The organism is Rothia sp. HMSC061D12, from assembly GCF_001836735.1.
GTDB lineage: Bacteria > Actinomycetota > Actinomycetes > Actinomycetales > Micrococcaceae > Rothia.
Window position 1 is genome coordinate 769,556 of record NZ_KV830305.1, and the last position, 26,362, is coordinate 795,917.

The 26,362-nt window shown below is 61.9% G+C and carries 20 protein-coding genes and 4 tRNA genes; 2 read left to right on the forward strand and 22 right to left on the reverse strand.

Going from position 1 to position 26,362, the window contains the following annotated elements; translation table 11 throughout:
- Nucleotides 1–379 precede the first annotated feature (379 nt).
- The 21 genes from HMPREF2682_RS02905 to HMPREF2682_RS03005 form a co-directional block, all read right to left on the reverse strand.
- Nucleotides 380–1,222 (reverse strand): ABC transporter ATP-binding protein, encoded by an 843-nt coding sequence (locus HMPREF2682_RS02905; RefSeq protein WP_049342127.1) that lies wholly within the window; start codon nt 1,220–1,222, stop codon nt 380–382.
- A complete protein-coding gene (locus HMPREF2682_RS02910; RefSeq protein WP_049342128.1) occupies nt 1,222–2,328 on the reverse strand; it encodes a FecCD family ABC transporter permease in 1,107 nt (368 codons plus the stop codon). Before HMPREF2682_RS02910 ends, HMPREF2682_RS02905 begins: the two co-directional genes overlap by 1 nt.
- Nucleotides 2,328–3,395, reverse strand: a complete 1,068-nt coding sequence (locus HMPREF2682_RS02915) for a FecCD family ABC transporter permease (protein ID WP_080974537.1) — start codon at nt 3,393–3,395, stop codon at nt 2,328–2,330. Before HMPREF2682_RS02915 ends, HMPREF2682_RS02910 begins: the two co-directional genes overlap by 1 nt.
- 145 nt (nt 3,396–3,540) lie before the next feature.
- Nucleotides 3,541–4,587, reverse strand: coding sequence for a plasmid partitioning protein (locus tag HMPREF2682_RS02920; protein ID WP_070831258.1), 1,047 nt, complete (start codon nt 4,585–4,587; stop codon nt 3,541–3,543).
- A 178-nt stretch (nt 4,588–4,765) separates the two neighbouring features.
- Nucleotides 4,766–6,790: a peptidase gene (locus tag HMPREF2682_RS02925; protein ID WP_070831260.1), complete on the reverse strand. Its 2,025-nt coding sequence runs from the start codon at nt 6,788–6,790 to the stop codon at nt 4,766–4,768.
- Nucleotides 6,791–6,916: 126 nt separating this feature from the next.
- Entirely contained in the window at nt 6,917–7,990 is a 1,074-nt protein-coding gene (locus HMPREF2682_RS02930) for an ABC transporter substrate-binding protein (RefSeq protein ID WP_012903302.1), read from the reverse strand.
- A 353-nt stretch (nt 7,991–8,343) separates the two neighbouring features.
- Complete coding sequence (gene rpe, locus HMPREF2682_RS02935; protein WP_070831262.1) at nt 8,344–9,045, reverse strand: ribulose-phosphate 3-epimerase; 702 nt, start codon at nt 9,043–9,045, stop codon at nt 8,344–8,346.
- Between the two features lie 54 nt (nt 9,046–9,099).
- Entirely contained in the window at nt 9,100–11,106 is a 2,007-nt protein-coding gene (locus HMPREF2682_RS02940) for an RsmB/NOP family class I SAM-dependent RNA methyltransferase (RefSeq protein ID WP_070831264.1), read from the reverse strand.
- On the reverse strand, nt 11,103–12,071 hold the full coding sequence (fmt, locus tag HMPREF2682_RS02945) for a methionyl-tRNA formyltransferase (RefSeq protein WP_070831266.1): 969 nt from the start codon (nt 12,069–12,071) through the stop codon (nt 11,103–11,105). The genes HMPREF2682_RS02940 and fmt overlap by 4 nt, the downstream gene beginning before the upstream one ends.
- A 6-nt stretch (nt 12,072–12,077) precedes the next feature.
- Complete coding sequence (def, locus tag HMPREF2682_RS02950; RefSeq protein ID WP_070831269.1) at nt 12,078–12,683, reverse strand: peptide deformylase; 606 nt, start codon at nt 12,681–12,683, stop codon at nt 12,078–12,080.
- A 240-nt stretch (nt 12,684–12,923) separates the two neighbouring features.
- Complete coding sequence (locus HMPREF2682_RS02955; protein ID WP_070831271.1) at nt 12,924–13,772, reverse strand: PD-(D/E)XK nuclease family protein; 849 nt, start codon at nt 13,770–13,772, stop codon at nt 12,924–12,926.
- 104 nt (nt 13,773–13,876) lie between these two features.
- Nucleotides 13,877–13,951: transfer RNA gene (locus tag HMPREF2682_RS02960), tRNA-Val, on the reverse strand.
- A gap of 784 nt (nt 13,952–14,735) precedes the next feature.
- Nucleotides 14,736–14,808 (reverse strand) — tRNA-Glu (locus HMPREF2682_RS02965).
- A 22-nt stretch (nt 14,809–14,830) separates the two neighbouring features.
- A tRNA-Gln gene (locus tag HMPREF2682_RS02970) sits at nt 14,831–14,902 on the reverse strand.
- 519 nt (nt 14,903–15,421) lie between these two features.
- A tRNA-Gly gene (locus tag HMPREF2682_RS02975) sits at nt 15,422–15,497 on the reverse strand.
- Nucleotides 15,498–15,761: 264 nt separating this feature from the next.
- Entirely contained in the window at nt 15,762–16,187 is a 426-nt protein-coding gene (locus HMPREF2682_RS02980) for a hypothetical protein (RefSeq protein ID WP_070831274.1), read from the reverse strand.
- A 2-nt stretch (nt 16,188–16,189) separates the two neighbouring features.
- Nucleotides 16,190–17,701 carry a glutamate--tRNA ligase gene (gltX, locus tag HMPREF2682_RS02985; RefSeq protein WP_070831277.1) on the reverse strand — a complete coding sequence of 504 codons (1,512 nt, stop codon included), beginning with the start codon at nt 17,699–17,701 and terminating at the stop codon, nt 16,190–16,192.
- A gap of 57 nt (nt 17,702–17,758) precedes the next feature.
- Nucleotides 17,759–18,511 (reverse strand): fumarylacetoacetate hydrolase family protein, encoded by a 753-nt coding sequence (locus tag HMPREF2682_RS02990; RefSeq protein WP_005507404.1) that lies wholly within the window; start codon nt 18,509–18,511, stop codon nt 17,759–17,761.
- A 295-nt stretch (nt 18,512–18,806) separates the two neighbouring features.
- Nucleotides 18,807–19,904, reverse strand: coding sequence for a branched-chain amino acid aminotransferase (locus HMPREF2682_RS02995; RefSeq protein ID WP_049337902.1), 1,098 nt, complete (start codon nt 19,902–19,904; stop codon nt 18,807–18,809).
- A gap of 353 nt (nt 19,905–20,257) precedes the next feature.
- Nucleotides 20,258–21,313 (reverse strand): 3-isopropylmalate dehydrogenase, encoded by a 1,056-nt coding sequence (locus HMPREF2682_RS03000; protein ID WP_070831280.1) that lies wholly within the window; start codon nt 21,311–21,313, stop codon nt 20,258–20,260.
- 211 nt (nt 21,314–21,524) lie between these two features.
- Nucleotides 21,525–22,895 (reverse strand): hypothetical protein, encoded by a 1,371-nt coding sequence (locus HMPREF2682_RS03005; RefSeq protein WP_049345074.1) that lies wholly within the window; start codon nt 22,893–22,895, stop codon nt 21,525–21,527.
- Nucleotides 22,896–23,482: 587 nt separating this feature from the next.
- Here HMPREF2682_RS03005 and HMPREF2682_RS03010 point away from each other — a divergent pair.
- Nucleotides 23,483–24,886, forward strand: a complete 1,404-nt coding sequence (locus HMPREF2682_RS03010; protein ID WP_210400850.1) for a sensor histidine kinase — start codon at nt 23,483–23,485, stop codon at nt 24,884–24,886.
- A 34-nt stretch (nt 24,887–24,920) separates the two neighbouring features.
- The gene (locus tag HMPREF2682_RS03015; RefSeq protein WP_070831287.1) at nt 24,921–25,751 is read left to right on the forward strand and encodes a response regulator; all 831 of its coding nucleotides are present in this window, start codon (nt 24,921–24,923) and stop codon (nt 25,749–25,751) included.
- 173 nt (nt 25,752–25,924) lie between these two features.
- Here the strand turns inward: HMPREF2682_RS03015 and HMPREF2682_RS03020 are convergent, their stop codons facing one another.
- Nucleotides 25,925–26,242, reverse strand: a complete 318-nt coding sequence (locus HMPREF2682_RS03020; RefSeq protein WP_049345070.1) for a nucleotidyltransferase family protein — start codon at nt 26,240–26,242, stop codon at nt 25,925–25,927.
- Nucleotides 26,243–26,362 lie beyond the last annotated feature (120 nt).

The window sequence follows — 26,362 nt, forward strand, 5'->3', positions numbered from 1 at the left end:
CCCCCCCCCCCAAAAAAATGGGGTCGAAAATTGGGGCACCCAGAATAGGCTGTACGAATAGGCGGCACGGATAAGCGACACAAACCGGGCGGTTAAATGAGATGAGGCACCGAGACCGTGCATCAAACCTCTCAAGTCGCAACTCTCAAGGTCTCATGCGGCAGTCTCGGTGCCTCATCTGCGGGTTCCCAAAATGGAACCTACCCAGTGCTCGTTTCCGTTCATGCGTCAAAGACGGGCGAGCACCGGGTAGGCGCCCTACGCGCAGGGGATCCTGGGTCCCTCAGATCCTAACGTTCACTGCTTGGCGCAATGCCGAGCTTTTCCACCCGTACTGAGACAGGTGGCGCAAACTCCCACGCGGCTTAGGGGCGAAAACTTATTTGCTTTCGCGGGCCGCCGAAATAGCGTCAGCGGCAATATGAATTGATTGGTTCTCCTTAGGAATCACCAGAGGAGTACCAGTGCATGGATCAGGAATAATGACCGATTGCAGGTCAAAAACTTCCTGAATAAGTTCCGGTGTAATTATCGCACGCGGATCGCCCTGAGCGATAATCCGACCCTGCTTCATTAACACAACATGAGTAGCATACCTGAAAGCGAGGTTCAGGTCATGCAACACCACGGCTACCGTTCGCCCTTCAGAATGCAATTTCTTCGTCAGGTTCAGCACCTCAATCTGGTGCGTGATGTCCAGGTAGGTGGTCGGCTCATCGAGCAGAATCAGCGGGGTCTGCTGCGCCAGGGTCATGGCAATCCACACACGCTGACGCTGACCGCCCGAAAGCGCCTCAATGGGACGCTCAGCAAGCTCCAGCACGTTCGCCGCCTGCATCGCCTCCACGCAGGCGCGCTCGTCCTCATCAGACCAGGAACGCAGCAGCGACTGGTGCGGGTAGCGGCCGCGCGCCACCACATCCGCCACGGTCACGCCGCTAGGCGCCTCCGGGGTCTGCGGCAGCATCGCCAGGATCTTGGCGATGGCGCGGGACTTCATCTGCGGCAGCGGGGTGCCGTCCAGGCGAACCTCACCCTCCTTGAGCGGGTTCACGCGGGCAAGAGCCTTCAAGGTGGTCGACTTACCGCAGGCGTTCGGGCCCAGGATAACGGTCAGCTCCCCCTCCGGCACCTGAAAATCTACCCCGTTGAGCACCGTATGCTCACCGTAGGCAACCACCATGTTCTCGCCTTCAAGGCGGGTCGTCACACTAGCGTTCACTAGCTCTTCTTCCTTTCGAGGTAAATCAGGTAAATCAGGTACAGGCCGCCAATCGCGCCGGTTACCACACCCACCTGAATGATGCGTCCGGGAACAGCGAATCGGCCAATCAGGTCAGAGCCGAGCACCATGAGCGCACCCATAAGTGCCGCGGAGGTGAAGCCCACCCCGCCACTGCGAGACAGGGTCTTCGCGATGTGCGGTGCCGCCAGGGCGACAAAGGCAATCGGGCCGGTCGTCGCGGTCGCCAGCGAAACCAGAAGCACACCGATAAACAGAGCCGCCACACGGTACGCGTTCACGCTCACACCCAAACCGGATGCCACCTGGTCACCAAAACGAATCGCGCCCAGCGGGCGGACCAGCATCAGCAACAGCGGAGTCACCACGAGCAGCAGACCCATCAGCGCGTAGGTGCGCTCCCACGTGATGTCATTGAGCGAACCGGCAAGCCAGGACGCCGCGGTCTGCGCCTGAGTCAGCGAAGCACGCACCACCAGCAGCGCATTGAACGCCGCCAGGGTCGACCCCACACCAATACCGACCAGCACCAAGCGGAAGCCATGCAGGCCCGTGCGGCGCGTCAACAGCCACACCAGCACCGAAGTCGCCAAGCCACCAACCACAGCACCCAGAGCAACCTCAACGGGGCCGGAATTGAAGACAATAATCTGCAACAGCGCACCGGTCGCAGCACCATTCGTGAAGCCGATAATATCCGGCGAACCCAGGGCATTACCCGAAATCACCTGGAAAATCGCACCCGAGAGACCAAGCGCCGCACCCACCAGAAGCGCCGCCACAATACGCGCCGCACGCTGCTGAGCGAAAGTCACCGTAATCTGCTTGCCCTCACCCAGCAGCGCCGGGATCAGCTTCTCCGGGGCGATCTTATAATCACCCTGCAACATGCCCCAAAACGCCAGCGCCGCAATCAGCACCACCAACGCCACATTCAAAATCAGCACACGCCACGGCACCTGAGCACTCAGCGGACCGCGCACAGTCAACACCGGGCGGCCACCCAAATCGCGGCCGCTACGACGCGCAGAACGATTAGCTGCAGTGGTGACGGTCGCCGTCGAAACAGCGGAAGAATTCGACATTAGAGAGCCTCCACCTTACGACGAGTCATCAAGAACAAGAACACCGGGGCACCGGCAAGAGTCGCCACAATACCCACCTGAGTCTCCTGCGGAGCCACCAGCACACGCGCCAACACGTCAGCACACAGCAGCCACACCGGACCCAACAGCGCCGAACCATAATTCACCCAGCGCACATCATTACCGAGTAGGGCACGCACCACAAACGGCACCGCCAAACCCACAAAACCAATCGGACCCACCGCAGCAGTCGCCGCACCGGCAAGCACCGTCACCGCCAGCAACGTCAAATTCTGGGTCGTACGCACACTCACGCCGAGGCTGGTCGCCGCCTCCTCGCCCATACTCAGAGCATTAATCGCAGGAGCCACAAAGAACGCCACCAGCATACCCAGCAGAATCACCGGACCCACCGTCGACGCGATATCCATACCGCGGCCCTCCAGCGAACCGGCAACCCACACACGGAACTCGTTATATGCATCCTGATCAGCCAAAATCAGGCCCTGTGCAATCGCCGACAGCGCCGCAGAAATCGCCACACCCGCCAGAGCGAGCTTCACAATCGACCCGTCACGACCACGACCCAGCGTGTACACCAGCACCGCAGCCAACGCGCCACCAATCGTCGCAGCAACCATGTACTGCCAAATACCCATCACGCCAAAAACCACCACGGAAGCAATCACAGCCACCGCAGCACCGGCATTCACACCCATCAGGCCGGGCTCAGCCAGCGGGTTACGAGTCAACGACTGCATCAAAGAACCGGCAACCGCCAACGCCGCACCCGCCGCAAGACCCACCAAGGTACGCGGAATGCGCTGCTCCATCACAATCGTCTGCGCCTGCTCAGAAGCAGTGCCATTGAAAACAGCCAGAACCTGATCCGGCGGAAGATTATTCGACCCGAACAGCAAAGAAGCAGCCACAGCCCCCACCAAAAGCACCGCAAACAAGAACAGAAAAGCCAGGCGCTTACCCAACTTCTGCCCCTGAATCACAGAACCCTGACGGGACGTACTCTCCTGCTGAACATCTCGGGACAATGAGCTCGTGAAGGCCACTATGCTCCTTATGCTCGATACAAGAAAACGGGGAGGCACACCCGGCGCACCCACACCACACGAGGGGCACCCGGCACACCGGTAGATAATGAGAGAAACGCCGGAGCGGGCGGGTTACTCCCCCACCCGCATCCGACGTTAAGTCTTAGCGCTTACGGGTCAGCAGCAGCGCAGCGGCACCCACAATGCTTACGCCCAGAACCACCACGCCAATCCACGGGAACGCAGCACCGTAAGTCACGGTCTGAACGGTGGATGCGGTGTTAGCCGCGCCCGAAGCTGAAGCGCTCGGGTTCGACGCAGTACCGCGCGCAGAAGACGAAGAAGATGCGCTCGCCGAAGCGGTCGCCTTCTTCTGGGCATTTGCAGAAGCCGAAGCAGCAGGCGCAGCGGAAGAGCCAGAGGTACCGGAGGTACCGGAAGAGTCAGCTTCCGCGTTCAGGCGGTCGTACTCCTCCTTAGTGATGGTGTTGCCCTCAGCGTCGGTGTACACGGTCTCAGCCTCAGCCGCGCCACCTGCAGAACCATTCGAGGAGCCGTTCGAACCACCATTGGACGAGGACTCGTTGGAATCGTTAGAGCCCTGAGCCTCGTCTGCAGAGTCTGAGTTGTTAGAGTTCGAGCCGCCGTTCGAGGAACCACCGTTGCTCTTCGAGCTGGAAGAGCCGCGGTTCGAGGAAGAACCCGAAGAGTTCGAGGAGGAATTATCCGAACCGCCCTCACCCACCACGGTAAACTCGGGGCTGCGGTTGCTGTACGCCTCAGTACCCAGGTACTTGCCGTCCTTATCACGCTTCTCACCAGTTGCAAGGAAACGCAGAGTGTGGGTGCCAGCGCCAACATCCGGCAGAACGAAGGAACCGGAGACGTTACCGTTGCCATCGGTCTTCTGCTGGTGCACCACGCAAGCGCCCTGTGCAGCATCGGAGGGGCACAGGTTACCGTCGTCCACCTTCACGGACACCACAGTGTTCGCGGGGAAGCCGCTCACGCTAAAGGAAATCACGCCGTGCTCGTTCACAGAAGAGGAAACGGTCGAAGAGGTGCCGGGGGTCGATGCCTTTGCACCGCCCGGAGGCAGAGCGGATGCGGTGCCAACACCCAAGCCCAGCGCCAGGGTTGCGGCAGCGCAGGCGGTCAGCGCCTTAGAGGTCAGGGATGCCTTCGGGGCTCCCGAAAAAGGTGCACGCATGGTGGTCCTTTCAAAATTACCGGGGTCGAAGCTGAACGCTACCGGGTTCGTGGAGGTGCAGTTCAGCGGGTCGTGACCCGAGTGGTTGGAGGCACCCGATCCACGCCCCTGTTCAAGGGTGCAGGGTCAAAAGTGTGGAGCGTGGACCGGTGCCGATGTGAATATGTGGTCAGAGAGCTTACTTCTTGGAGGTGCGCAGCAGCAGCAGAGCCGCGGCCAAAACCACCAGGCCAGCGGCCGAGAGCAGCAGGTTATTGGCGTTGTTCACCAGCCACTTGGTCAGACCGGTCAGCTCAGTACCCTCAATGACCGGGCCCTGCGCCTTGGTGCCAGCGGCGGAGTTCTGGGAGCCCTGCGTGTTCTGCGAGTTCTTCGAACCGGCTGCGGCCTTCACAGCCTTTTTCGCGGCGCCATCAGTCTTCTGCAGGTTAGATGCCAGGGTCTTTTGCGCGCTCTGAACCTTCGCCTTAGCCTGCACACGGTTCACGACCGGAGCGGTGCTCTGCGAGAGCGCGGCGAGGGATGCATCCACGTCGGTGGCGCGGGTGCTGATGCGGCCGCCCGCGTTACGCATGGGAACCGGCGCGGTAGAGGTGCTGGTTGCCGGGTTCTCGTTCAGCTCTTCGACCAGCTGGTCGGTGGCGTCCTGCTCATCGCGGGAAACGTCCTGACGAGGGGTAACAGCACGTTCCACGGTCATGTCAGCAAAACCGAGCACCGCATTTTCAGCGCCCTGGTTGCCGTTGTGCACAACCACGCGGTAGGTTGCGGCGGGCATGCTCACGCTGGTTTCGTAGCTGAAGCTACGGTTGCCATCCAGGCGCTTCCAGCCGGAGCCGTAGAGGGTCTGCGGGGAGTTGCCGAGGTAGGTAGCGGCGTACACCCAGGTACCCGGTTCAGCGTTCGGCACGGTTACGGTCACGGTGGAGCCGTCACGGCTCACCTGCACGCCATTACCAGCGGTCAGTTCGGAGGCGTTGACCGGCTCGGGCGCGTCACCGGGGGCGTACTCACCGATGGTGAAGGTGGTGTTGATGCCGCCCTGGCTGTTGGCGCCGCCGTAGGTTCCGGATCGGTCGCCCTCACGCAGGCTACCGGTCAGCAGGCGCAGGGTGTGCTCACCGGAGGCGTACTTTGCGGCGTCCTCGTCATTCTTGAAGGCTGCGTTGTCGCGGGTGGGCAGGTCAATCCAGGCGTCGATGTGGCCGTTTTCGTCGGGGGTGACGATAGCCCAGATGGTGCGGTTGTCGTTGACCGCGGTGGCGTCGTTACGGGATACCTTGCCGTCGTCAATCTTCAGACCGATAACGGATGCCTTCTTGTCTTCGGGGTTGCACCAGCCGTCACCGGTCAGGTGCAGCTTGCCACCCTGAACCGCCTTGGGGTTCTCGATGGTCAGGCGCGGGGTGAAGGAGTCATCGGCGGGGGCGCAGGTTTTCGAGTCTTCGCTGGGCGCGGGGGTCGGCTCTGCGGTAGGTGCCGGGGTGGGTTCTGCAGTTGCGCTAGGGTCAGCGGTAGCAGAGGGGTCCGCGGTAGGCTCGGCAGTCACAGAAGGCTCTGCAGTTGCAGAAGGCTCTGCAGTTGCACTGGGCTCAGCGGTGGGCTCTGCGGTGGGCTCTGCGGTCGGTGCCGGGCTCGGAGCCGGGTCGCTCAGCGTAATATTCTGCGACACAGATGCACGACGGTCGTAGGTGTTACCGTCCGCATCCGTACCACCCAGGGAACCGGAAAGCACCTGAATACGGTGGCTGGTACCCTCCACGGTCCAGCCCTTGTTCTTCAGCTGCTCAGCGGTCAGACCGGTGTTTTCGGGGGTCGGCAGGGACACCTCAACCTCGAAGGTGCCGTCCTCCTTGGCGGTTGCCATGAAGTTCGCGGGCGAGTTGCCGCCCTTCTTGGTGATCGGGTTAATCGCCTGGTGCGCTTCATCCGGCAGGGCGTCGAGGAACTTCACGGCGAACACTGCGCCGCGACCGGGTGCGGTGCTGGTAAAGCCGGTGCCGCGCAGCACGAGCTTACCTTCGCGCCACTTCTCGGTAGAGATGGTCACGGCAGCCTTAGCTTCCTGCTGGGTGGCGGCGGGGGTATCCGCGAATGCGAGAGTGGTGCCGGTCAGCGCTGCTCCGGGGGTGATGAGCGCGCCGACGAGAGCCACGACGGCACCGTAGCGGGCTGCGGTGCGCACGGGTCGAGTTTCGGTCATTGTGGTCCTTGAGGATGGTGTGGTGGGTCGTGCATCCCCTTCCCGCCGCGGTTTTTAGGTCGCGGCGGGAAGGGTGGCGGAAGCTTCAGCGGGTGATTGCTTCACAGGGTATTTAGAGCGGGGCGTTTAGAGCGGAAGCGCCTTCTTGACGTCTTCGATAATGCCCTCGAGCAGTAGCGGGCCGCCGGTGGAGGTCCACTTGGAGCCGTCCACGAGAATCACGTGGTCGTCCTTGACTGCCTTCAGGTTGGTGAAGCCGGAGGTTTCCTTCGCCTTATTCAGTGCTTCTTCGGCGCCCTGCAGACCTGCGGTACCCTGTGCGTTCGGGTTCTTCTGGCTTGCGCCGCCGAGGGTACCGAGGAACATGTAGTCCGCGTCGATGGTTGCCAGGTTCTCCAGAGAGACCGGTTCGGAGTGGCCCTGGCCGTTGCGGTCCTGCGCCTCGGGGCGCTTGAGGCCCAGGTCGTTGAGTACCTGGCCGGCAGGCAGTTCCTTGAGGATCAGGGCGGGGCCGTTGCCTGCCCAGCGGACGATGGAGAAGGTCTTGTCGCCGTACTTGGGGGCGAGCTGATCCTTCAACGTTGCGGCGTTTGACTCGTATGCCTTGATGACTTCTTCGCCCTTGTCGACCATGTTCATAGCGTTGGCGACGTTGCGGAAGTTGATGCGCCAGTCGCCGCCCGCGTAGCCGCAGTAGACGACGGGAGCGATCTTCTTGAGGGTTTCGAAGGCCTCGGAGCGCTTGTCCACGCCGGTGGAGTCGACCAGAATCAGGTCGGGATCAAGGTTGCCAATCTGCTCGTAGTTGACCTGGGCGACGGTGCCGATAATCTGCACGCCCTTGGCGCGGTCGGCAAGGTAGTTGGGCACGCCGGACTGGCCGCGACCGGAGACAGAACCGACGGGGGTCACGCCGAGGGCGAGCAGGCCGTCGAGGGTGGGCTCAGAGAGGACGATAACCTTCTGCGGGTTGGCGGGAACTTCTACGTTCTCCTCATCAATGTCCTTGATGGTGCGGGTACCGCTGTTGCCGCCGGAGGTGGAACCGCCGGAAGTGGTGGTCGTGGTGGTCTCGCTGCTGCATGCCGCGAGGGCGAGAGCAGCCGAGGAGGCGAGCGCCAGGCCGAAGAATGCGCGGCGGTTAACGCCCGATGCGCCGTGGTTTTCGGCGTCGGTCAGCTCGGTTCGGTTGAAAGACATAGTTCCCCCTAGATTTGACTAAACTATACCTAACCTTACAGATATCTGAGTGTTACATCAAGATGTGTTCTGTTTGCCTTCTCTGACCGCCAGGATACCCGGTTTTGCCGCGGAATTGCGCGGGGTAACATATATCACCCTTTGTCATAGTCTTGCTGACACTATGTCGCTTAAACAGGTATCTCTCCCCTGCTGTCGTCTCACTATAAATCTGCGGCGGTTGAGAAAGCCGGGCACGCAAAACGCCCCGCCACGAAGAGCCGCGACGGGATGCAGTCTTCACAACGGGGCGTATGAGGTTTTATGGGCGCGGGGGTGTCATCGATGCGGGGCGCCGTTACCAGCGTGCACCGCTAGTGGCCGCAACCGCATCCGGTGCCGGAACGCTTGACCGATGCAGCCGCCGCACGCAGGGAGGCAATTGCCGCCTCCGGACCGCCGAGCGCCTCGTCCACACCGTAGACCGAGCTACCGGCAACGAAGCAGGTTGCGCCCGCCTCCGCGGCACGCAGGATGGTCTCTTCGGTGATGCCGCCGTCCACCTGCACGGTCACCGGCAGGTTCGCGCCCTCAATCGCCTTGGCGGCGCGGGCGATCTTCGGCAGGGTCACGTCCAGGAACGCCTGGCCGCCGAAGCCGGGTTCCACGGTCATGATCAGCAGCATGTCCAGTTCGCTGAGCATGTCCAGGTAGGGTTCCACGGCGGTTGCCGGACGCAGCGCCATACCCGCCTTCGCACCCTCAGCACGCAGGGTGCGCGCCAGCTTGATGGGGGCGATAGCCGCCTCCGCGTGGAAGGTCACCGATTCGCAGCCCATGCTGGCGTATTCGGGTGCCCAGCGGTCGGCGTCCTCAATCATCAGGTGCACGTCGAACGGCACCGGGGAGATTTCGCGCAGACGCTTGACCACGGGCGGGCCCCAGGTGAGGTTGGGGACGAAGTGGTTATCCATCACGTCAATATGCGCGGCGTCTGCGGTGGAAATACGCTCCAGCTCGCGCTGCAGGTTCGCGAAATCCGCCGAGAGAATCGACGGGTTAATAGCAATACCCATGGGGTTCCTTTCAAATCCGTGCCGTATGGCGGGTGATGCTAGGCGGTGAAGCGGCTAGTTCTTACGCAGCAGGGCGAGGAACATGGCGTCGGTTCCGTGCACGTGCGGCCACAGCTGCGCGGTGGTCGGGTTCTCCGAAGCCTTCACGACCGGCGCGCCCTTCTTGACCTTGATCTCGGGGGTGTGGCCGGGGTCCTTCTCCCCCGCCAGCACGCTCACGGGCTCGCCGTTCGCGCCTTCGGTGTGCCGGGCGACTTCGCGCAGTGCGGCGGCGGAATCGAGCAGGCTGACCGCGCCGCTTTCGAGCACCTCAGCCACAATGTTCTGGGTTTCTGCCGCATGCGGGGAGCAGGTCACGTAGGCGATGACGCCGCCGGGGCGGGTCGCCTCAATGGCCGCATCCAGGAGCTGACGCTGCAGGGGCAGCAGCTCGGCAATATCGCGCGGGGACTTGCGCCAACGCGCCTCGGGGCGGCGGCGCAGGGCGCCCAGACCGGAGCAGGGCACATCCACCATCACACGGTCGAAAAGCTGACCGGGCTCAATGGATCCGGGCAGGTCGGAGGCGTTCTTGCGCAGGGTCTCGCGGATCTGGCGGCCGTCGCCGGTGAGTACCGTGTAGCTGTCCTCGGGCAGGGGGCGCATGGAGGATTCCACGAGCTGCGCGCGGTGCGGTGCCGCCTCGTTGGCGACCAGGGATGCGCCGCGCTGAATACCGAGCGCGCCGAGGAGCGCCGCCTTACCGCCGGGGCCTGCGCACAGGTCGAGCCATGCGGTGTCGGTGCCGTCCAGGGGTGCTGCGGCGAGCGCGCGTGCCACCAGCTGGGAGCCAGCATCCTGCGCGCGGACGGTGCCTTCACGTACGGATTCCAGGCGTGCCAAGTCGCCGGAGGCGTACAGTGCCGAACCCTCAACCAGCTCGCCGTCGACGGCGCCCTGTTCGCGTGCCTCGTCGAGGCTACCCAGGCCGGGCAGCGCAACCAGGTTCACCACGGGGGCGAGGTTGTCCGCTTCGAGCAGCTGCTCAATTTCGGAGGCGGGGCGGCCGTGCGCGACGAGTGCCTGGCGCATGGAACGCACAATCCAGCCGGGGTGCGAGGCGAGCAGCGCCATGCGCTCGGTGTCGTCCTTCGCGTTCTCGATGATGAGTTCGTACCACTCTTCGGGGGTGCGCTCGGAGACGCGGCGCAGCACCGCGTTGATGAAGCTTGCCGGGCCCGCACCGATCTTTTCGCGTGCCAGAGACACGCTCTGGTTCAGCGCCGCGTGGGCGGGAACGCGCATGTTCAGCAGCTGGTGCACGCCCATGCGCAGCACGATCAGGGTGGTGGTGCCGACCTTCTCGAGGGGGCGGTCCACGCAGTGGCGCAGGATTGCGTCGTAGGTGCCCTGGTAGCGCAGCGTGCCGTAGGTCAGCTCGGTTGCGAAGCCCGCGTCGCGGTGGTCGAGGCGGTGGCTACGGATAGCCTTGGGCAGCACGAGGTTCGCGTAGGCGTCAGATTCCGCGACGGAGCGCAGTACGTCGAAGACGGTTGCGCGTGCGGTGTCTGCGGTACGCGAGCGTGCGGAGGGTGCCGCCGCGGAGAATTCGCGGGCGGACATGGAGCGGCGGTTGCGTTCGTGGCCGCTCTTATTGCGCTGGGAGGTGCCGCCGCCACCGCGTTTGGTGTCGTCGTGTTCGGTCTTGGCGCGGCGTGCGGCGCGTTCGACGCTGGTGAGGCCGTCGAAGCGGCGGCCGGTGCGGGACTCTGCGCGGTTCTCGCCGCGCGGCTCATAGCGCTTCTTGTCGCCGCGGGAGTTGTCATCCCACTTCTGCGGGCGGCCCTGGGAGCGCTGATTCTGGCTGCGCTGGTTCTGCTGGCGGTTCTGCTCGTTCACACCCGAGCCGGAGCCGGAGCGGCGGCGACGCTTACGCTTCGCACCGCCCTCACCCTGGCCACTGCCCTGATTGAACTTACCCTGACCGCTACCCTGGCTGAACTTGCCGTTGCCGGGCTTGCCATTGCCAGCGTGACCGGACTTGCCGTGTCCTCCCTTGTAGGGGCGCTTTTCGTTGCTCATGCGAGTACCACCAGGCCTTCCGCCATGTCCTTGCCAGCGCCGCGAGCCCACGCGGGCGCATCCATCATTTTCTTACCGGCAGGCTGAACCTGCAGCAGCATCAGGGGTTCGGTACCGGTACCGACCAGTACCTTCTTTGCGTGCAGACGCACCGCACCGGGTGCGAGGGGGCCGCCGTTCGCCTCGGTCAGGGACTGTACCAGACGCTCGTCAGCAACCGCCAGGCCACCGATCTTGAAGCGGTTTTCGCCCAGTTCGCACCATGCGCCGGGTTCGGGGGTCACACCGCGGAAGCGTGCCAGGATCTGTTCGGCGGGTTCGGTCCAGGTGAGGCGGCCGTCGGCAATGCTCATCTTGGAGGCGTAGCTGACCGACTCGTCCTCGACCTGCACGGTGCCGCTCTCGCCCGCTTCTAGGCGTTCAAAGGTGCGCTCAAGCAGTGCGCCGCCGCTGGTTGCGAGGCGCATCAGCACGGTGCCTGCGGTGTCGTCGGCGGCCACAGGGGTGGATTCCTGTTCGAAGGTGGGGCCGGTGTCCAGGCCTTCTTCGAGCAGGAAGGTGGTGGAGAAAATTTCCTGCTCACCGGCGATGAGGGCGCGCTGCACGGGGGCGGCGCCGCGCCATGCGGGCAGCTTGGAGAAGTGCAGGTTGACCCAGCCGTAGCGCAGGGATTCCAATGCGGACAGCGGCAGCAGGGCACCGTAGGCGACCACGGCGGCTGCGTCAGCGTTCAGTTCGGCGATGGCCGCGGCGGCTTCGTCGTTCCAGCGGTTTGCCTTCACGACGGGCAGGCCGAGCTCTTCGGCACGCTGCGCCACCGGGGAGGGAGTGAGCACGCGCTTGCGGCCCACGGGGGCGTCCTCGCGGGTGAGCACGCCGACCACGCGCACCTTATCGGAGTTCGCGAGGTAGTCAAGCGGGGGCACGGCAACGTCGGGGGTGCCTGCGTAAATAATGTTGAGCATCTGAGCCTACTTTCCGAAGCTACCGAAGGAAGAACCAGCAGAACCTGCGCCGAATGCGCCTCCGGCACCGAAGGCACCGCCCACGCGGGTTGCACGTTCGGTCACGGTCTTAGCTGCGACAGTGTTGTAGTCTGCGGCGCGCAGGGCACGCATGACGCGCTGGCGGTCTTCACCCACGAGACGGTCGATGAAGAGCTTGCCGTGCAGGTGGTCGGTTTCGTGCTGCAGCATGCGCGCGAACAGGCCTTCACCCTCCAGCACGAGGGGTTCGCCGTGGCGGTCTACGCCGGTCACGCGCGCCCAGTTCTTGCGCGGGGTTGCGGACTTCTGGCCGGGCACGGACAGGCAGCCTTCGCCGCCTTCCTGGTCTTCTTCGCCGACCTCAAGCACGGGGTTGATGATGTAGCCTTCGCGGTCGTCAATGCCGCCGAAGGTGAAAATCTGCTTGGAGATGCCAACCTGCGGTCCAGCAAGGCCCACGCCGCCCACGTCGTACATGGTTTCTAGCATGTCGTCGATGAGTCGTGCCAGGTCGTCGTCGAAGACGGTGATGGGGTCGCAGACGCTGCGCAGCACCGGGTCGCCTACGGTGCGGATGCTCAGGATGGTCATGGTTCTCCTCTGCCGGCGGGTGCCGGGAATGTGCTTACGGATTTCTTTGTGGTGGCAGAACTGCACTGGCGGACTCTCCCAGCGGAGGGTTCCCCCAGTAGCGGGTTCTTGCCAGCGGGCGCGCGGGCGCCGTTCTGTCTTGTGTTCTATTGTCGCCGATTCGGTAGCGCGAATCTAGAACGAATCGAGGCGTTGGGGTGAGGGCTGAGCCTCACCTCCCCGGGGCTTGTTGCCTCTCCCCTATGCCACCGGCGGGGGTACTACAGGCATGAGCGCGGGGTCTTCAAATTCTTGGACCTGGCGGTCGAATTCCCAGACGCGGCGCAGGGCGCAGAACTTGTACCAGTTGCGTTCAAGCACGGCGGGGTTCGCCTGCTGCGGCAACACCTGCGTTTCGCCGAGGGCCACGCCCATGAGGACGGGTGCGTCGCCGTATTTCCAGGGTTCCCAGGTGCCTTCGTCGGGGTCGACGATGGATTCTTCGGCTTTGAGCCCGGCGACGAGCTGCATGACGACTTTTTCGTCGAGTGCTTTAACGCGACCTCGTTTGTCGGTGCCTTTGGTTTTGTAGTCGATGATGCAGGTTCGGCCCGCGATTTCTGCGACCAGGTCGAGGGCGCCCGCGTAGCCGACGGTGTCGTTCCAGATGGTGACTTCGGCGGCGAGGGGGCGGGGCTTGAAGGCTTCCCACCATTCGTCGAAGCGGTCGGCGTAGGCCTGTTCGCCGTTGATGATGAGCTGTTCGCGGCTTTCCTCGAGGTTGTGTTCGCGGCCCATGGCGCGTAGGGCGACGGCTTCTGCGTAGTTGTGGACGCGGTCGCCACGGGCGGCGGCTGCGTCGCGGTATCGTTCGGAGGCGCTGGCTGCGTCGCGGATGATGGCGAATTTGAGGCCGTGGGATCCGGTGGCGCGGTAGGCGCGTTGGTCTTCGAGGGCGGCTTTGGCTGCCATGTACCCGTGCCAGCCGCTGAGGTCGCTGGCGTGCTGTCCGATGACGGTGGTGATGGAGGGGACGAGGGGCTCTCCTCCGCGTTTGCGGGAGTACATGCGTCCGTAGTCGGTGGCTGCGGCGAGTTCGGGTGTTGTCACGGGGTACCTCATTCTCGGGTGGTTGTGTCCGCTGCGGTGGACTGTTGCCGGTGTTTGACCCGGTGGGCATAATAAAACCCCCGTTCCTTGAAACGGGGGTTCTTTGGTGCGTGATACTGGGTTCGAACCAGTGACCTCTTCGGTGTGAACGAAGCGCGCTACCACTGCGCCAATCACGCTTACGGATAAGACTATACCGAGGCTTGGCGTGAAGGTCAAATTTTGCGCGTCCCTTTTTTCCTTCCTGTTTCCTTCCCGCCGAGAAGCCACTTGTGTTTCGAAAAGCCACAAAAATGGTGGCTTTTCGAAACACTTGTGGCTTTTCGCGGAGATTCTTCTTCTCTACTCCCGTTCCGTCTCTCTTGCCCCTTCCCTATAGAGGTAGCTGCAGGTTCAGTAATGACTTATGGACTCTGGTCATGAGGTACGGACTTTGGGGCTGGGTTAGCGTCTTGAGGGATAGCTTTTAACCATGGCTGAAGTCGCTAAGTCATTACCGAATCTAGACTCAGAGGTGCTGGGTAAACAAAAAGCCTGGTTTCCGAAGAAACCAGGCTTTTTCCTAGTGTGACCCCAACCGGTTTGTAACGGTGACGGAGGGGAATGATGCCGAGCGCGCGAAGGATTTCATCATGCCCCGGAGTGCCGCGACGTAAGGAGCGGCGCCGTGAGAGGCTCACGGCGGCACCGTAGGATCTAAAACCAGTTTTCACCGGATAAACAAATAAACCCTCAGCCAGAAGGCTGAGGGTTTATTTCCTAGTGGTGACCCCAACCGGATGTGAACAGGTGACGGAGGGGCATGATGCCGAGCGCGCGAGGAAATCCATCATGCCCCGGAGTGCCGCGACATAAGGAGCGGCGCCGTGAGAGGCTCACGGCGGCACCATAGAATCTGGGCTCAGTTTTGCCCAATAAACAAATAAACCCCCAGTCAGAAGACTGAGGGTTTATTTCCTAGTGTGACCCCAACCGGATTTGAACCGGTGTTGCCGCCGTGAGAGGGCGGAGTACTAGGCCGCTATACGATGGGGCCGCAACCTCCATGAGGAGGTTAGCTGGGATACCAGGACTCGAACCTAGAACAAAGGAACCAGAAACCTTCGTGTTGCCAATTACACCATATCCCATTACTCTATTGAGTTACCGTTCCGCTTCTCGCCTTTCGGCTTTTCACCGGAACGAGTAATAACTATACGGGTCTTTCTGGAGGCGTGCAAGCCGAAATCTGGAGAGCCGCCTCACATTCACGGTTTTATGCCCGCTACTTCCGCGTGTTTCCGGGGTTTTTGGAGTTAAAAAGTTTTTTAAATTTCTTCAAAAAGAGGGTTTTAGGGCCGATTTTCCCCCTTCACAGCAGCTCCGAGGTGGCTCGGAGAGCAGTTTTACCCCCTCCCCCGCACGCTTTGCATCCCAAATTTTTTTTGAAGATTTTTCCTGCACCGCCTCCCGATAGCCAGATGACCGGGCAGTCAGATAACCAGATAGCCAAAGCATCATGGCGACCAACCCGCCCAAGCAACCACCTCGGGAAAGCCCCCCCTGCCTTGCACCTCCAAAAACTAAAACTCCCGGAGACAGCAAAAACCCAGACACAACAAAAACCCAGAGACAACGAAAAAGCCCCGAGGCGAACCTCGGGGCCTTAGTGGAGCGGTTGACGAGACTTGAACTCGCGACATCCACCTTGGCAAGGTGGTGCTCTACCAACTGAGCTACAACCGCATGTTTTCGCTTTGAACTTTTCAGTTCGTCGCAACAACAGGTACTACTATACGAGCCTTTACTGGGGTGCGCAAACCAAATTCTTGCCACACTCCCCAAAATGGAGCCAGATTCACCTCCGCAAAAGATACCGACTAGTAGTTTTACAGGAAACACCCATCACAAAAAATATTCTCAAATTTATGAAAAATCCCCTTATCCGCCGGGTTTCCTTCAGACCTTTCGGTCGTCAGATTCCCGCTGGATAAGGGGACTCTCTAGAGCTTAGTCGCTGCTACCGCCGGAGTCGCCTCCACCGGAATCGCCGCCGCCAGAGTAGTCGGAGCTACTGTAGCTGCTGTAATCCGAACTGCTGGAGCTGCTGGAGCTTCCGGCGTCGAAGTCGCCCGCGTCCGGGTCGGGTCCCGGGTCCACGAAGTCGTCTTCTTCGTCCGAAGAGTCAGAAGAATCCGAAGAATCAACAACAGACGACGAGGTGCTCACGTCGCCGCCACGAGCCGCGTTCTGCATGGCGCGTGCCTCCAGGAATGCGGTCACGTAGGCGAGCGCCGCGCCGGCAATAATGATGACGACCATCCATACGGAGCGGTCAAAGCCGGCAATGTAGGCGAACAGCCAGATAATGCAGGCGTTGGTGAGCGCCATGAGGGTGCCCTTGAGCAGCGCCTTCCCCATAATCGATTGATTCATAGCTAGCTCAGTTCAGCGGCAAGCTTGCGCAGGCGTGCGAGGGAGGATTCCTTGCCCAGGATTTCCATGGATTCAAACAAGGGCGGGGAGATGCGCTCACCGGACACTGCGATACGCACGGGACCGAATGCGAGGCGCGGCTTGATTTCCAGGCCGTCGACGATTGCGGCGCGCAGGGCTGCCTCAATGTTGGCTGCGGTGAAGTCCTCGAGGGGCTCCAGAGCTTCGATTGCGGCTGCGAGAACCTGCGGTGCGGATTCCTTGAGCTGCTTGCGTGCATCGTCTGCGGTGCTGATCTCTTCGTCAGCCTTGAAGAGGAATGCGAGCAGACCGGGTGCTTCGCCGAGCAGCTGCATACGCTCCTGGACGAGGGGTGCAGCTTCGGTGAGGACCTGCTCTTCACGCTCGGTGAGGGTTTCGCCGAGTACGCCTGCTGCCTGCAGGTACGGGATGAGGCGGTCGCGGAAGTCCTTGGGGTCGAGCGCACGGATGTGGTCGCCGTTGATGGACTCTGCCTTCTTCACGTCGAAGCGTGCGGGGTTGGCGACAACGTCGTGTACGTCGAAGTGCTCGACGAGCTCGTCGATGCTGAAGACGTCCTGGTCTGCGGAGAGGGACCAGCCCAGCAGGGACAGGTAGTTCAGCAGGCCTTCCTTGATGAAGCCGGAGTCGCGCAGCAGGAAGAGGTTCGATTCGGGGTCGCGCTTGGAGAGCTTCTTGTTGCCCTGGCCCATGACGTAGGGCAGGTGGCCGAATTCGGGGATGAAGCTGGTCACGCCGGTGTCGATGAGTGCGCGGTAGAGCGCAATCTGACGCGGGGTGGAGGAGAGCAGGTCCTCACCGCGCAGCACGTGGGTGATGCCCATGAGTGCGTCGTCGACGGGGTTCACGAAGGTGTACAGCGGGTCGCCGTTGGAGCGGACGACCACGTAGTCGGGCACGGTACCGGCCTTGAAGGTGATTTCACCGCGAACGAGGTCGTTGAAGGTGATGTCTTCGTCGGGCATACGCAGGCGCCACACGGGCTGGCGGCCTTCTGCGCGGTAGGCTTCCTTCTGCTCTTCGGTGAGGTTGCGGTCGTAGTTGTCGTAGCCGAGCTGCGGATCCTGACCGGCTGCCTTGCGGCGTTCCTTCACCTCGTCGGGGGTGGAGAAGTCTTCGTACACGTAGCCGCCTTCAACGAGCTTCTGGAAAATCTCGTTGTAGATGCCTGCGGTCTTACGCTCGGACTGGCGGTAGGGCTCGTGGGGGCCGCCGACGCCGACGCCTTCGTCCCAGTTGATGCCGAGCCAGTGCAGGGATTCGAGCACCTGGTTGAACGACTCTTCGGAGTCGCGTGCCGCGTCGGTGTCTTCGATGCGGAAGATCAGCTTGCCGCCGGTGTGGCGTGCGTATGCCCAGTTGAAGAGGGCGGTGCGGACCATGCCCACGTGCGGGGTGCCGGTGGGCGAGGGGCAGAAGCGGACGCGGGTGTCTGCGGGGCTGTTGAGTACGGGACCGTGGTATTCGGTCATGATGTCTCCTTGACGATGTGTTTCAGGATGTACGTTACGTTTTTGGGTGCGGGCTGTTTAGTCGCGCACGCGGGTGACGAGGGAGCCGATACCTTCGACTTCGACCTCTACTTCGTTGCCGTCGCGCAGTACGCTGATGCCGGCGGGGGTGCCGGTGAGCAGTACATCGCCGGGCAGCAGGGTGAAGATTTCGGAGGCTGCGGCAACCTGTTCGGCTACGGAGTAGTGCATTTCGGAGGTGTTGCCTTCCTGCACGACGTCGCCGTCAACCCAGGTGGTGATGTTCAGCGAGTCGGTGTCCAGGTCGGTTTCGATCCAGGGGCCGAGCGGGGTGGAGCCGTCGAAGCCCTTGGCGCGGGTCCACTGGCGGTCCTCGAGCAGGTCGCGGGCGGTGAGGTCGTTGGCTACGGTGTAGCCGAAGATGACTTCGTGCACGCGCTCAAGAGGCACGGACTTGGCGATACGACCGATAATGACGGCGAGTTCACCTTCTGCGCTGACGGCTTCGGAGTACTCGGGCAGGGTCACAGGGTCGCCGGGGCCAATCACGGTGGTGTTGGGCTTGAGGAAGAACTGCGGGGAGGCGGGCGCCTCGGTTCCTGCCCAGTTTGCGATCGCTCCAATCACCTTGGAGCGGGGAATGATCGGGGCGAGCAGACGCACCTGGTCGATGGGGTAGGTGGTGCCGGTCGGTTCGATACCCGAGTAGAAGGGGTCGCCGGCGAGTACGCGCAGGGTTTCTTCGCCTGCGTCGCCTTCTACCAGCCCGAAGTGGAGCTCATTATTTACGGTAAATCGTGCAATACGCATACTTTCTAGGGTACCAGCCTTCGAGGGTGTGGGCGGCGGGCGGAATTGGCAAGGCAGGTTTTAGCCCGGCGGGGTTCAACACTATTAGGTTCGGCGGGGTGCGCCTCCCCTCCCCTGTCCTCACGCTATCAACGCCGCGCGCAATACTCGCCGAGCACAGCATCACCGGGCACGGCATTTTCCGAGCACCTCATTTTCCGGGCACAGCGAATCCCCGCGGGTTGCTCGCCGCGCGACGTGCGGGGTCGGGCGGAGCATCCTGCGGGGATTTCGCGGGTTACGTTAGATTCACGTTTTAGATGAGGCGGGTCATCCAGCCGTGGCGGTCCTCAACGGTGCCGAGCTGAATGCCGACGAGCTCTTCGCGCAGGCTCTTGGAGATTTCGCCGAAGTGCTCGGTGGGTGCCGGGATTTCGAAGTCTTCTGCCTTGAGCTTGCCGATGGGTGCGACCACTGCTGCGGTGCCGCAGGCGAAGATTTCGGTGATGTCGCCGTTTGCCACGCCTTCACGCCATTCGGTGAGGGTGATTGCGCGCTCTTCGACGGTCATGCCGCGGTCCTTGGCGAGCTGAATCAGCGAGGAGCGGGTCACACCCTCCAGGATGGTGCCGGTCAGTTCGGGGGTGACGATCTTGTTTTCCTTGCCGAAGATGAAGAACACGTTCATGCCGCCGAGCTCTTCGATGGCGTCGCCGCGGTGCGGGTCCTTGAAGATAACCTGCTTGCAGCCGTGCTTTTCACCCTCGGTCTGGGCAATCATGGATGCTGCGTAGTTACCGCCGCACTTTGCCGCACCGGTGCCGCCTTCGCCTGCACGGGCGTAGGTGGTGGAGAGCCAAATGTCCACGGGTTCGGGAGTGCCGAAGTAGTTACCTGCGGGCGAGCCAATCACGTGGTACTGCACGTGGCGTGCGGGGCGAACGCCGAGGAACGCCTCAGTTGCGATCATGAAGGGGCGGAAGTAGAAGGCTTCACCGTCGCCGGTGGGTACCCACTGCTCGTCCATCTTCACGAGTTCGCGCAGGGATTCGATGAAGGTCTCTTCGGGCAGCTCGGGCAGGGAGAGGCGGCGTGCGGAGTTCGCGAAGCGTGCCGCGTTCTTTTCGGGGCGGAAGGTCCATACGGAACCGTCAGCGTGACGGTAGCCCTTGATGCCCTCGAAGATTTCCTGGCCGTAGTGGAACACGGATGCTGCGGGGTCGAGGACGAGCGGGCCGTAGGGACGAACTCGTGCGTCGTACCAGGTGCCGCCGGTCTTGTAGTCGCCTTCCCAGTCGATAGTGACCATGTGGTCGGTGAAGTAGTCACCGAAGCCGGGGTTTGCAAGGATTTCGGCGCGGCGTTCGGCGGTGGCGGGTGACTGGTTTGCTTCGTGGCTGAATTCGATGGCCATCGTTCTGCGTTCCTCTTTGTCTAGTTGCTTTTGCAGGCGTTCTTTGATTCGCGGTTCTTGCGTCGGGGCGTAGAGCCGGTGTGTGCCGCCGGGCGCGTTGTCGTGCGGGGCAGATGGTGCATCTAGCGGTCTGTGCTAGTTGGATGCATCAAGCGAGTGGTGGAGGGTGTCCACCGCCGAGGTGCCGGGCGGGTGTGCCTGACCTGTTTAGAGTACCGGAAAGATGCGTTTGCCGCATGCGCACCTTTTCTCCCATTCAGGATGTGAACAGGTGAAGCCCGGAAGGTGCGTTCCTTCCGGGCTTCGCTAGCGTAGTTCACGTTTTAGCCGAGCCAGTTTTAGCCGGGCAAGTATTAACCGAGGCGTGCGAGCACGTCCGCGCCGACCTGATCGGTTCCGCGCACGCTTGCGCCGTTCTCGCGCATATCTGCCTCAACAGCGTCCTCAATGCGGGCTGCGGCGGCGTCGTGGCCGAGATGACGCAGCAGCATTGCACCGGCGAGGATTGCGGCGGTGGGGTTTGCCTTGTTCTGGCGGGCGATGTCCGGTGCGGAGCCGTGTACGGGCTCGAACATGGAGGGGAACTCGCCGACGGCGTTGATGTTGCCGCTTGCCGCGTAGCCGATACCGCCGGTCACTGCACCGGCGAGGTCGGTGATGATGTCGCCGAAGAGGTTGTCGGTGACGATCACGTCGAAGCGGGCGGGGTCGGTGACCATGAAGATGGTGGTCGCGTCAATGTGCAGGTAGTCGGTCTCGACCTCGGGGAATTCCTTCGCGATTTCGGTGAAGTAGCGGTTGTAGAGGCGACCTGCGTGGGTGAGCACGTTGGTCTTGTGTACGAGGGTGACCTTCTTGCGGCGGGTGGAGGCAAGCTCGAAGGCGTAGCGGACCAGGCGCTCCACACCGTGCGCGGTGTTGAGGGAGACCTCGGTAGCGATTTCGTGCGGGGTGCCCTGACGGATTACGCCGCCGTTGCCAATGTAGGGGCCTTCGGTGCCTTCACGCACGACCACGAAGTCGATGTTGCCGGGGTTGGCGAGCGGCGAGACTGCGCCGGGGTACAGGCGGGAGGGGCGCAGGTTGATGTAGTGGTCGAAGGCGAAGCGCAGCTTGAGGAGCATTTCGCGTTCGATGAGGCCGGAGGGAATCTGACCGCTGCGGGGGTCTGCACCAATGGCGCCGAAGAGGATCGCGTCGTGCTGCTTGAGGGCGTCCATGGTGGAGTCGGGCAGGGTTTCACCGGTTTCCAGCCAGTGCTCGGCGCCGAGCTTGTAGTGGGTGGGGGTTACGGTGATGTTTTCGAGCTCGCAGGCGCGGGTGAGGATGCGCTGGGCTTCGGTAATGATTTCGGGGCCGATGCCGTCGCCGGGGATGACGGCGAGGTCGATGCTACGTGCTTCAGTCATGCCTCTACCCTAATACGCACCACGGGTGGGCGGTAGAGTGTGCGGGCGGGTTCTCAGACTCTGGGCTAGGCAGAGTCTGGGGTAGAGAGTTCCAGGTTAGCTACCGCTCCCCTGCCCCGCCGGTTAAAACAATATTCCCCGGCTGAGTCATCAGCCGGGGAATATTGTTATGAGTTCTCACTCAGTGTGAGAGCCCTAAAGGTCTATGCAATTACGCGGTGCGCTTGCAGAGGGTGACCTTCACGTAGCCGTTGCCACGCTTGCCACGAGCGGTCGGAGCATTGCCTGCGGACTCGATGGAGCCACCGGAAACACCGGGAGCAACGTAGGAGCCACCAGCGCCACCGCCACCACCGAACTGCGAGAAGCCGGTGTTCTGGCGCAGACCGTCGGGGTTGTTGTTCCACTTCTGGGTCAGAACGATTGCGGATGCGGAGGTGGAAGCACCGGAGCCACCGCCACCGTAACCTGCGCCACCACCTGCGGAGATGACGGACTGGTAACCGTTCCAGTTGAAGCCGATGGACTTGTACTCCAGAGCCTTCTTCTCACCGGTTGCCTTCACGGTAACAACTTCCTTGATGGTGCGGTCATTGTTGTCGATCATGTAGGAGTAGGAGCCCACACCGTCGCCACCGTTACCCTTGAAGCCGTCGCCACCGTTGTTACCGGACTTGGAGGAGTGGTAGATCTCCTGGTTGTTGGTGGAGGAGTAACCCAGAACGCCGTTGGGGGACTTGCCGGAGGGCAGGTCGGTCTTGGAGCCACCGTTACCACCGATACCTGCGGAGCCACCCTCACCTGCGTTAACAGTGGTGGTGACGGAGGTGTCAGCGGAGTAGGTCAGTGCACCCTGGTTACCTGCGGAACCTGCTGCACCCTCAGCGGAACCACCGGTGGAACCGATGACGGGGTACACGTTGCGCTTTGCACCATCGGGCCACAGGCGACCTGCGTCAACAGCGCCGGGGAAGATGTAGTCGAAGTTGTTGTTAGCGCCACCAGCGTTCACGAAGCCAGCGCCACCGCCACCACCTGCGACTGCAACGGGGGTACCGTTGATCACCAGAGCGGAGGAGCCACCACCGGAAGCGGAGTAGGTAATACGCTTCAGGGTGGAGTTATCGGGCCAGATAGCGTTCACGCTCTGCATGACGCTTGCGGGGATGGGGGTGGGCAGGTTGGAGGAACCGCCGTTACCGTAGCCCTCGCCACCCTCTGCGGGAGTCAGAGGGTTGTTACCGATACCACCGGCTGCGCCGATGAGCTGAACGGTCTGGCCTTCCTTGACCTCGATGATACCGGTGATCTTAGCACCGGAGCCTGCTGCCATATCGTCGTAGTTGGTACCACCAGCACCACCGACGACCTCGAACTTAATCTTGTCGACCAGTGCGGGAACAACGAAAGAAGTGGTGCCCTTAGCACCCGAAGCGTTACCCTCTGCGGTGTAAGCTGCGGTGGACTCCCAATCACAAACGGTAGAGGAAGCGAAAGCGGGAACTGCAGCAGACGCTGCAACAACCGGAGCAGCCCATGCTGCGCCAGCTACAACCTTGCGGCGAGAAATGTTAGTAGACATGTATGTCCTTCGAGAGTGATGTCATTTTGAGGAATAAGAGTTATCACCCGCCGTCGTGCGCGGCAGAAAACATCACTTGAAACAAGTCGAGTGAGTGAGTCGGCTTGAGCCTAACCTCTGGTGATAACGACATAATGCTGTATCCGCTCCCTTGCACAGGGAGTCGCGCTCCAGAACTCTTGGTGTTTAGTTCTGCGAGGTTCTTAGACCTCGGGCGCAGATTTCGGGTACAGCCAAAACTATACCCATCAAGGACCTGTACCGCAATGGTTCCAAAAATGGTTTGATGAGGGGGTTTCCCTTAAACTCTCCGCCTTGGTTGAAGGTTTTTCAACCAAAATAGGTTACTTAAGGGAGTTTCAGGTCTCTTAAACCCGAATTCGAACCCCATACAACCCCAAACTCTCAAGCTTTAGTTGAATAAATAATCTAGAAAAAAGTAATCAAGGTCACTCAAAATAGGTGTTTTTAGCGTGTCGCACACACGTAATCACACACCCCCACACACAAAACCACAGAATGTTCCTGCATGTGAGAGCAGAAAAGGGGGTTCCAACCCCTCGCAAACACCCCGATACACTGGAAGCATGCCCCTCAAGCGCACCCAACCCCAGAAGAACCCACAGAACAGCACTGAGACAGCCGAATCAGGCCACGCCGTAACGCATACCCGCGGCGTCTTAGAAAGCAGCGACCTGCCCGCCGACGCAATCACCGCCTCCAGCCGCGTACAAACCTACCTCAGGGACAAACGCGGCTGGATGAACGTCCTCGTCGTCGCACACATGCAGTTCTTCTGCTGCATGCTTTCCACCGCCTTCGTCAACAGCTACGGTTGGATTCCGGTCATCTCCGCGCTCTGCAGCACCACCGCGCTCTACTTCCGCTACCGCTACCCCTACGGCAGCATCTACGTGGTCATCGCGGCGCTCTGCCTCACCCTCGTGGAGCCCTTCCCCGACTCACTCGCCATCACCTGCTACCCGCCCGTCAGCCTCGCCGCCTACCATATCGGTCGGCACTGGCGCCGCCGCGCCCGATTCCGCGGCCTCATTCTCGGCTGGGTCGGCGCACTCGCCGTCACCGTGCAGGCCTCGCTCTCATTCCTCTACCACTGGGACGACATACCCGCCCGCATCTTCATCTCCCTGATGCTCGGCGTGCTCTGCGGATCCATCTTCACCGTCTTCTGGTTCCTCGGCGACTCCCGCCGCATGCGCGAACTGCGCAGCGAAGAGTTCAAAGAACGCGCCCGCCGCCTCGAATACGAGCAGGAACAGGAACGCCGCCTCGCAGCGCAGGACGAACGCACCCGCATCGCCCGCGAAATGCACGATATTGTGGCGCACTCGCTGTCCAGCATCATTTCTCAGGCGGATGGGGCACGCTACGCCGCTGCGAGCGCCCGCACCGCACGCGCACAGCAGGCTCAGCAGCAGACTGAACAGGCTCAGCAGAACACGCCGGATATTGCGGAGCAAACCCTCGAACTGATCGCAGACACCGCACGCGATTCCCTCACGCAGATGCGTTCCCTGCTCGGGCTACTCCGCACCGACGAGGCGACCGCCTACGCGCCCGTGCCCACCCTCAACGATGTGCCCGCCCTCGTGGAGCAGAGCCGCCGCGCCGGACTGCCCGTCACCTTCACCGGAATCACCGGCACCATGGCGCGCACCCTGCCGCAGGGCGCCGAACTTGCGGCGTACCGCACCGTGCAGGAGGCGCTCACCAATGCGCTCAAGCACTCCCCCGGCGCGGCAACCACCGTCACCATTCACTGGGGCGATGACGGTCTGCAGTTGCGGGTGCAGAACGAACCGGTTTCTGCGGTCACGGCTCAGCACATTGCTCGCCCGGTGCCCGGCAGCGGCAACGGCCTGCGCGGAATGAGCGAGCGCATCGCCCTCTACCACGGCACCCTCACCTACGGTCTGCAGCCCGACGGCGGCTGGCTCGTTGAGGCGGCGCTCCCCTACCGCGACCTCTAATACCTCTACTACCTCGTTATCTAGGATTGAAACTATGTACTCTTCCGCACCACAGACCACTCAGCCAATCCGCGTGATGCTCGTCGACGACCAGCGCCTAGTGCGCGGCGGCTTGAGCATGCTCGTCAACTCCCAGCCGGACCTGCAGGTCGTTATGGAAGCTGATGACGGCCTGGCGGCGATTGACGTTTTTGACCGCATGGTCTCTGAGGGGCAGGCGCCGCAGGTCATCCTCATGGATGTGCGCATGCCGCACTGCGACGGCTTGGAGGCGGCGCGCCGTATTCTGGAGCGTGACGGCCAGCGTGAGGTGTCCGAGGATGAGCGGGTGCGCATTATTATGCTCACGACCTTCGACATTGACGAGTACGTGTATTCGGCGGTGCGTGCGGGCGCGAGCGGTTTCTTGTTGAAGGACACCCCGCCGGAGCAGCTGCTGGAGGCGATTCGTACGGTGCACCGCGGGGATGCAGTGATTGCGCCGTCGGCTACTCGCCGCCTGCTGGAGCATATGATTCCGGTGCTGGATTCCCCCGCCGCTGCTCCCGGTGTTCCTGCCGCGCCTGTTGCTGAGTCTGTTCCTGTTGCTCCCCCGGCTACTTCTGAGCTTCCGAAGGCGACGTTTATTCCGGCTGAGCCGGCACAGGATTATCCGCATCATGAGTTGATTGAGCAGTTGTCGCCGCGTGAGTTTGAGGTGCTGGGCCTGATTGCGCGCGGCCTATCGAATGCGGAGATTACGCGGGAGTTGGTGCTGTCGGAGGCGACGGTGAAGACGCACGTGTCGCATGTGTTGGCGAAGTTGGGTGCGCGTGATCGTGTGCAGGCGGTCATCATGGCGTATGAGGCGGGTATCGCCCACTAGCACTCCCTTATATAAGGGCACAGCAGAATAGAGGACGCAACAGAATAAAGGACACAGTGAAGCCCCGGCGGGCGCCTCCCTGATCGAGGCACCCTCCGGGGCCATTTAGTTAAGTAGTTTCTTCTATCTCATCGATGATTCGTTCAAAGTCGCTCATTAGCTCAGGCAACTTCTTATAGCGGCAGCTCCACCATGTCCGGTTCTGCTTCCGCATAGATGCGGGGGCGCAACTGGGTGACCATATCAACGCTACGGCCGGTCAGCTGTTCAATGCGGTGCTGAGCGTCCACCATTTGCATGAACTCGTCAAAAGGGGCTACACCCGGCATCTGCACCAGAAAATCCAGATCGCTGGTTTCGGTCAGCTCACCGCGGGCGGCACTACCGAAGAGTCGGGCACGGCGCACACCAGCGTCACGGAGGATCTGAAGAACCTCCGCTTCATGGGGTAGCGTGTACCCGCGACGCAGATTGGGGTGGCTAGTGCTCATACACCCATCATACGCGCAAAGCCAGGCTGCAGGTCAGCTCCAAGAATCTGAGAGTACAAGCACAACAGAATAGTGAGCACTGCAGACTAGAGGACACAGTGAAGCCCCGGCGGGCGCCTC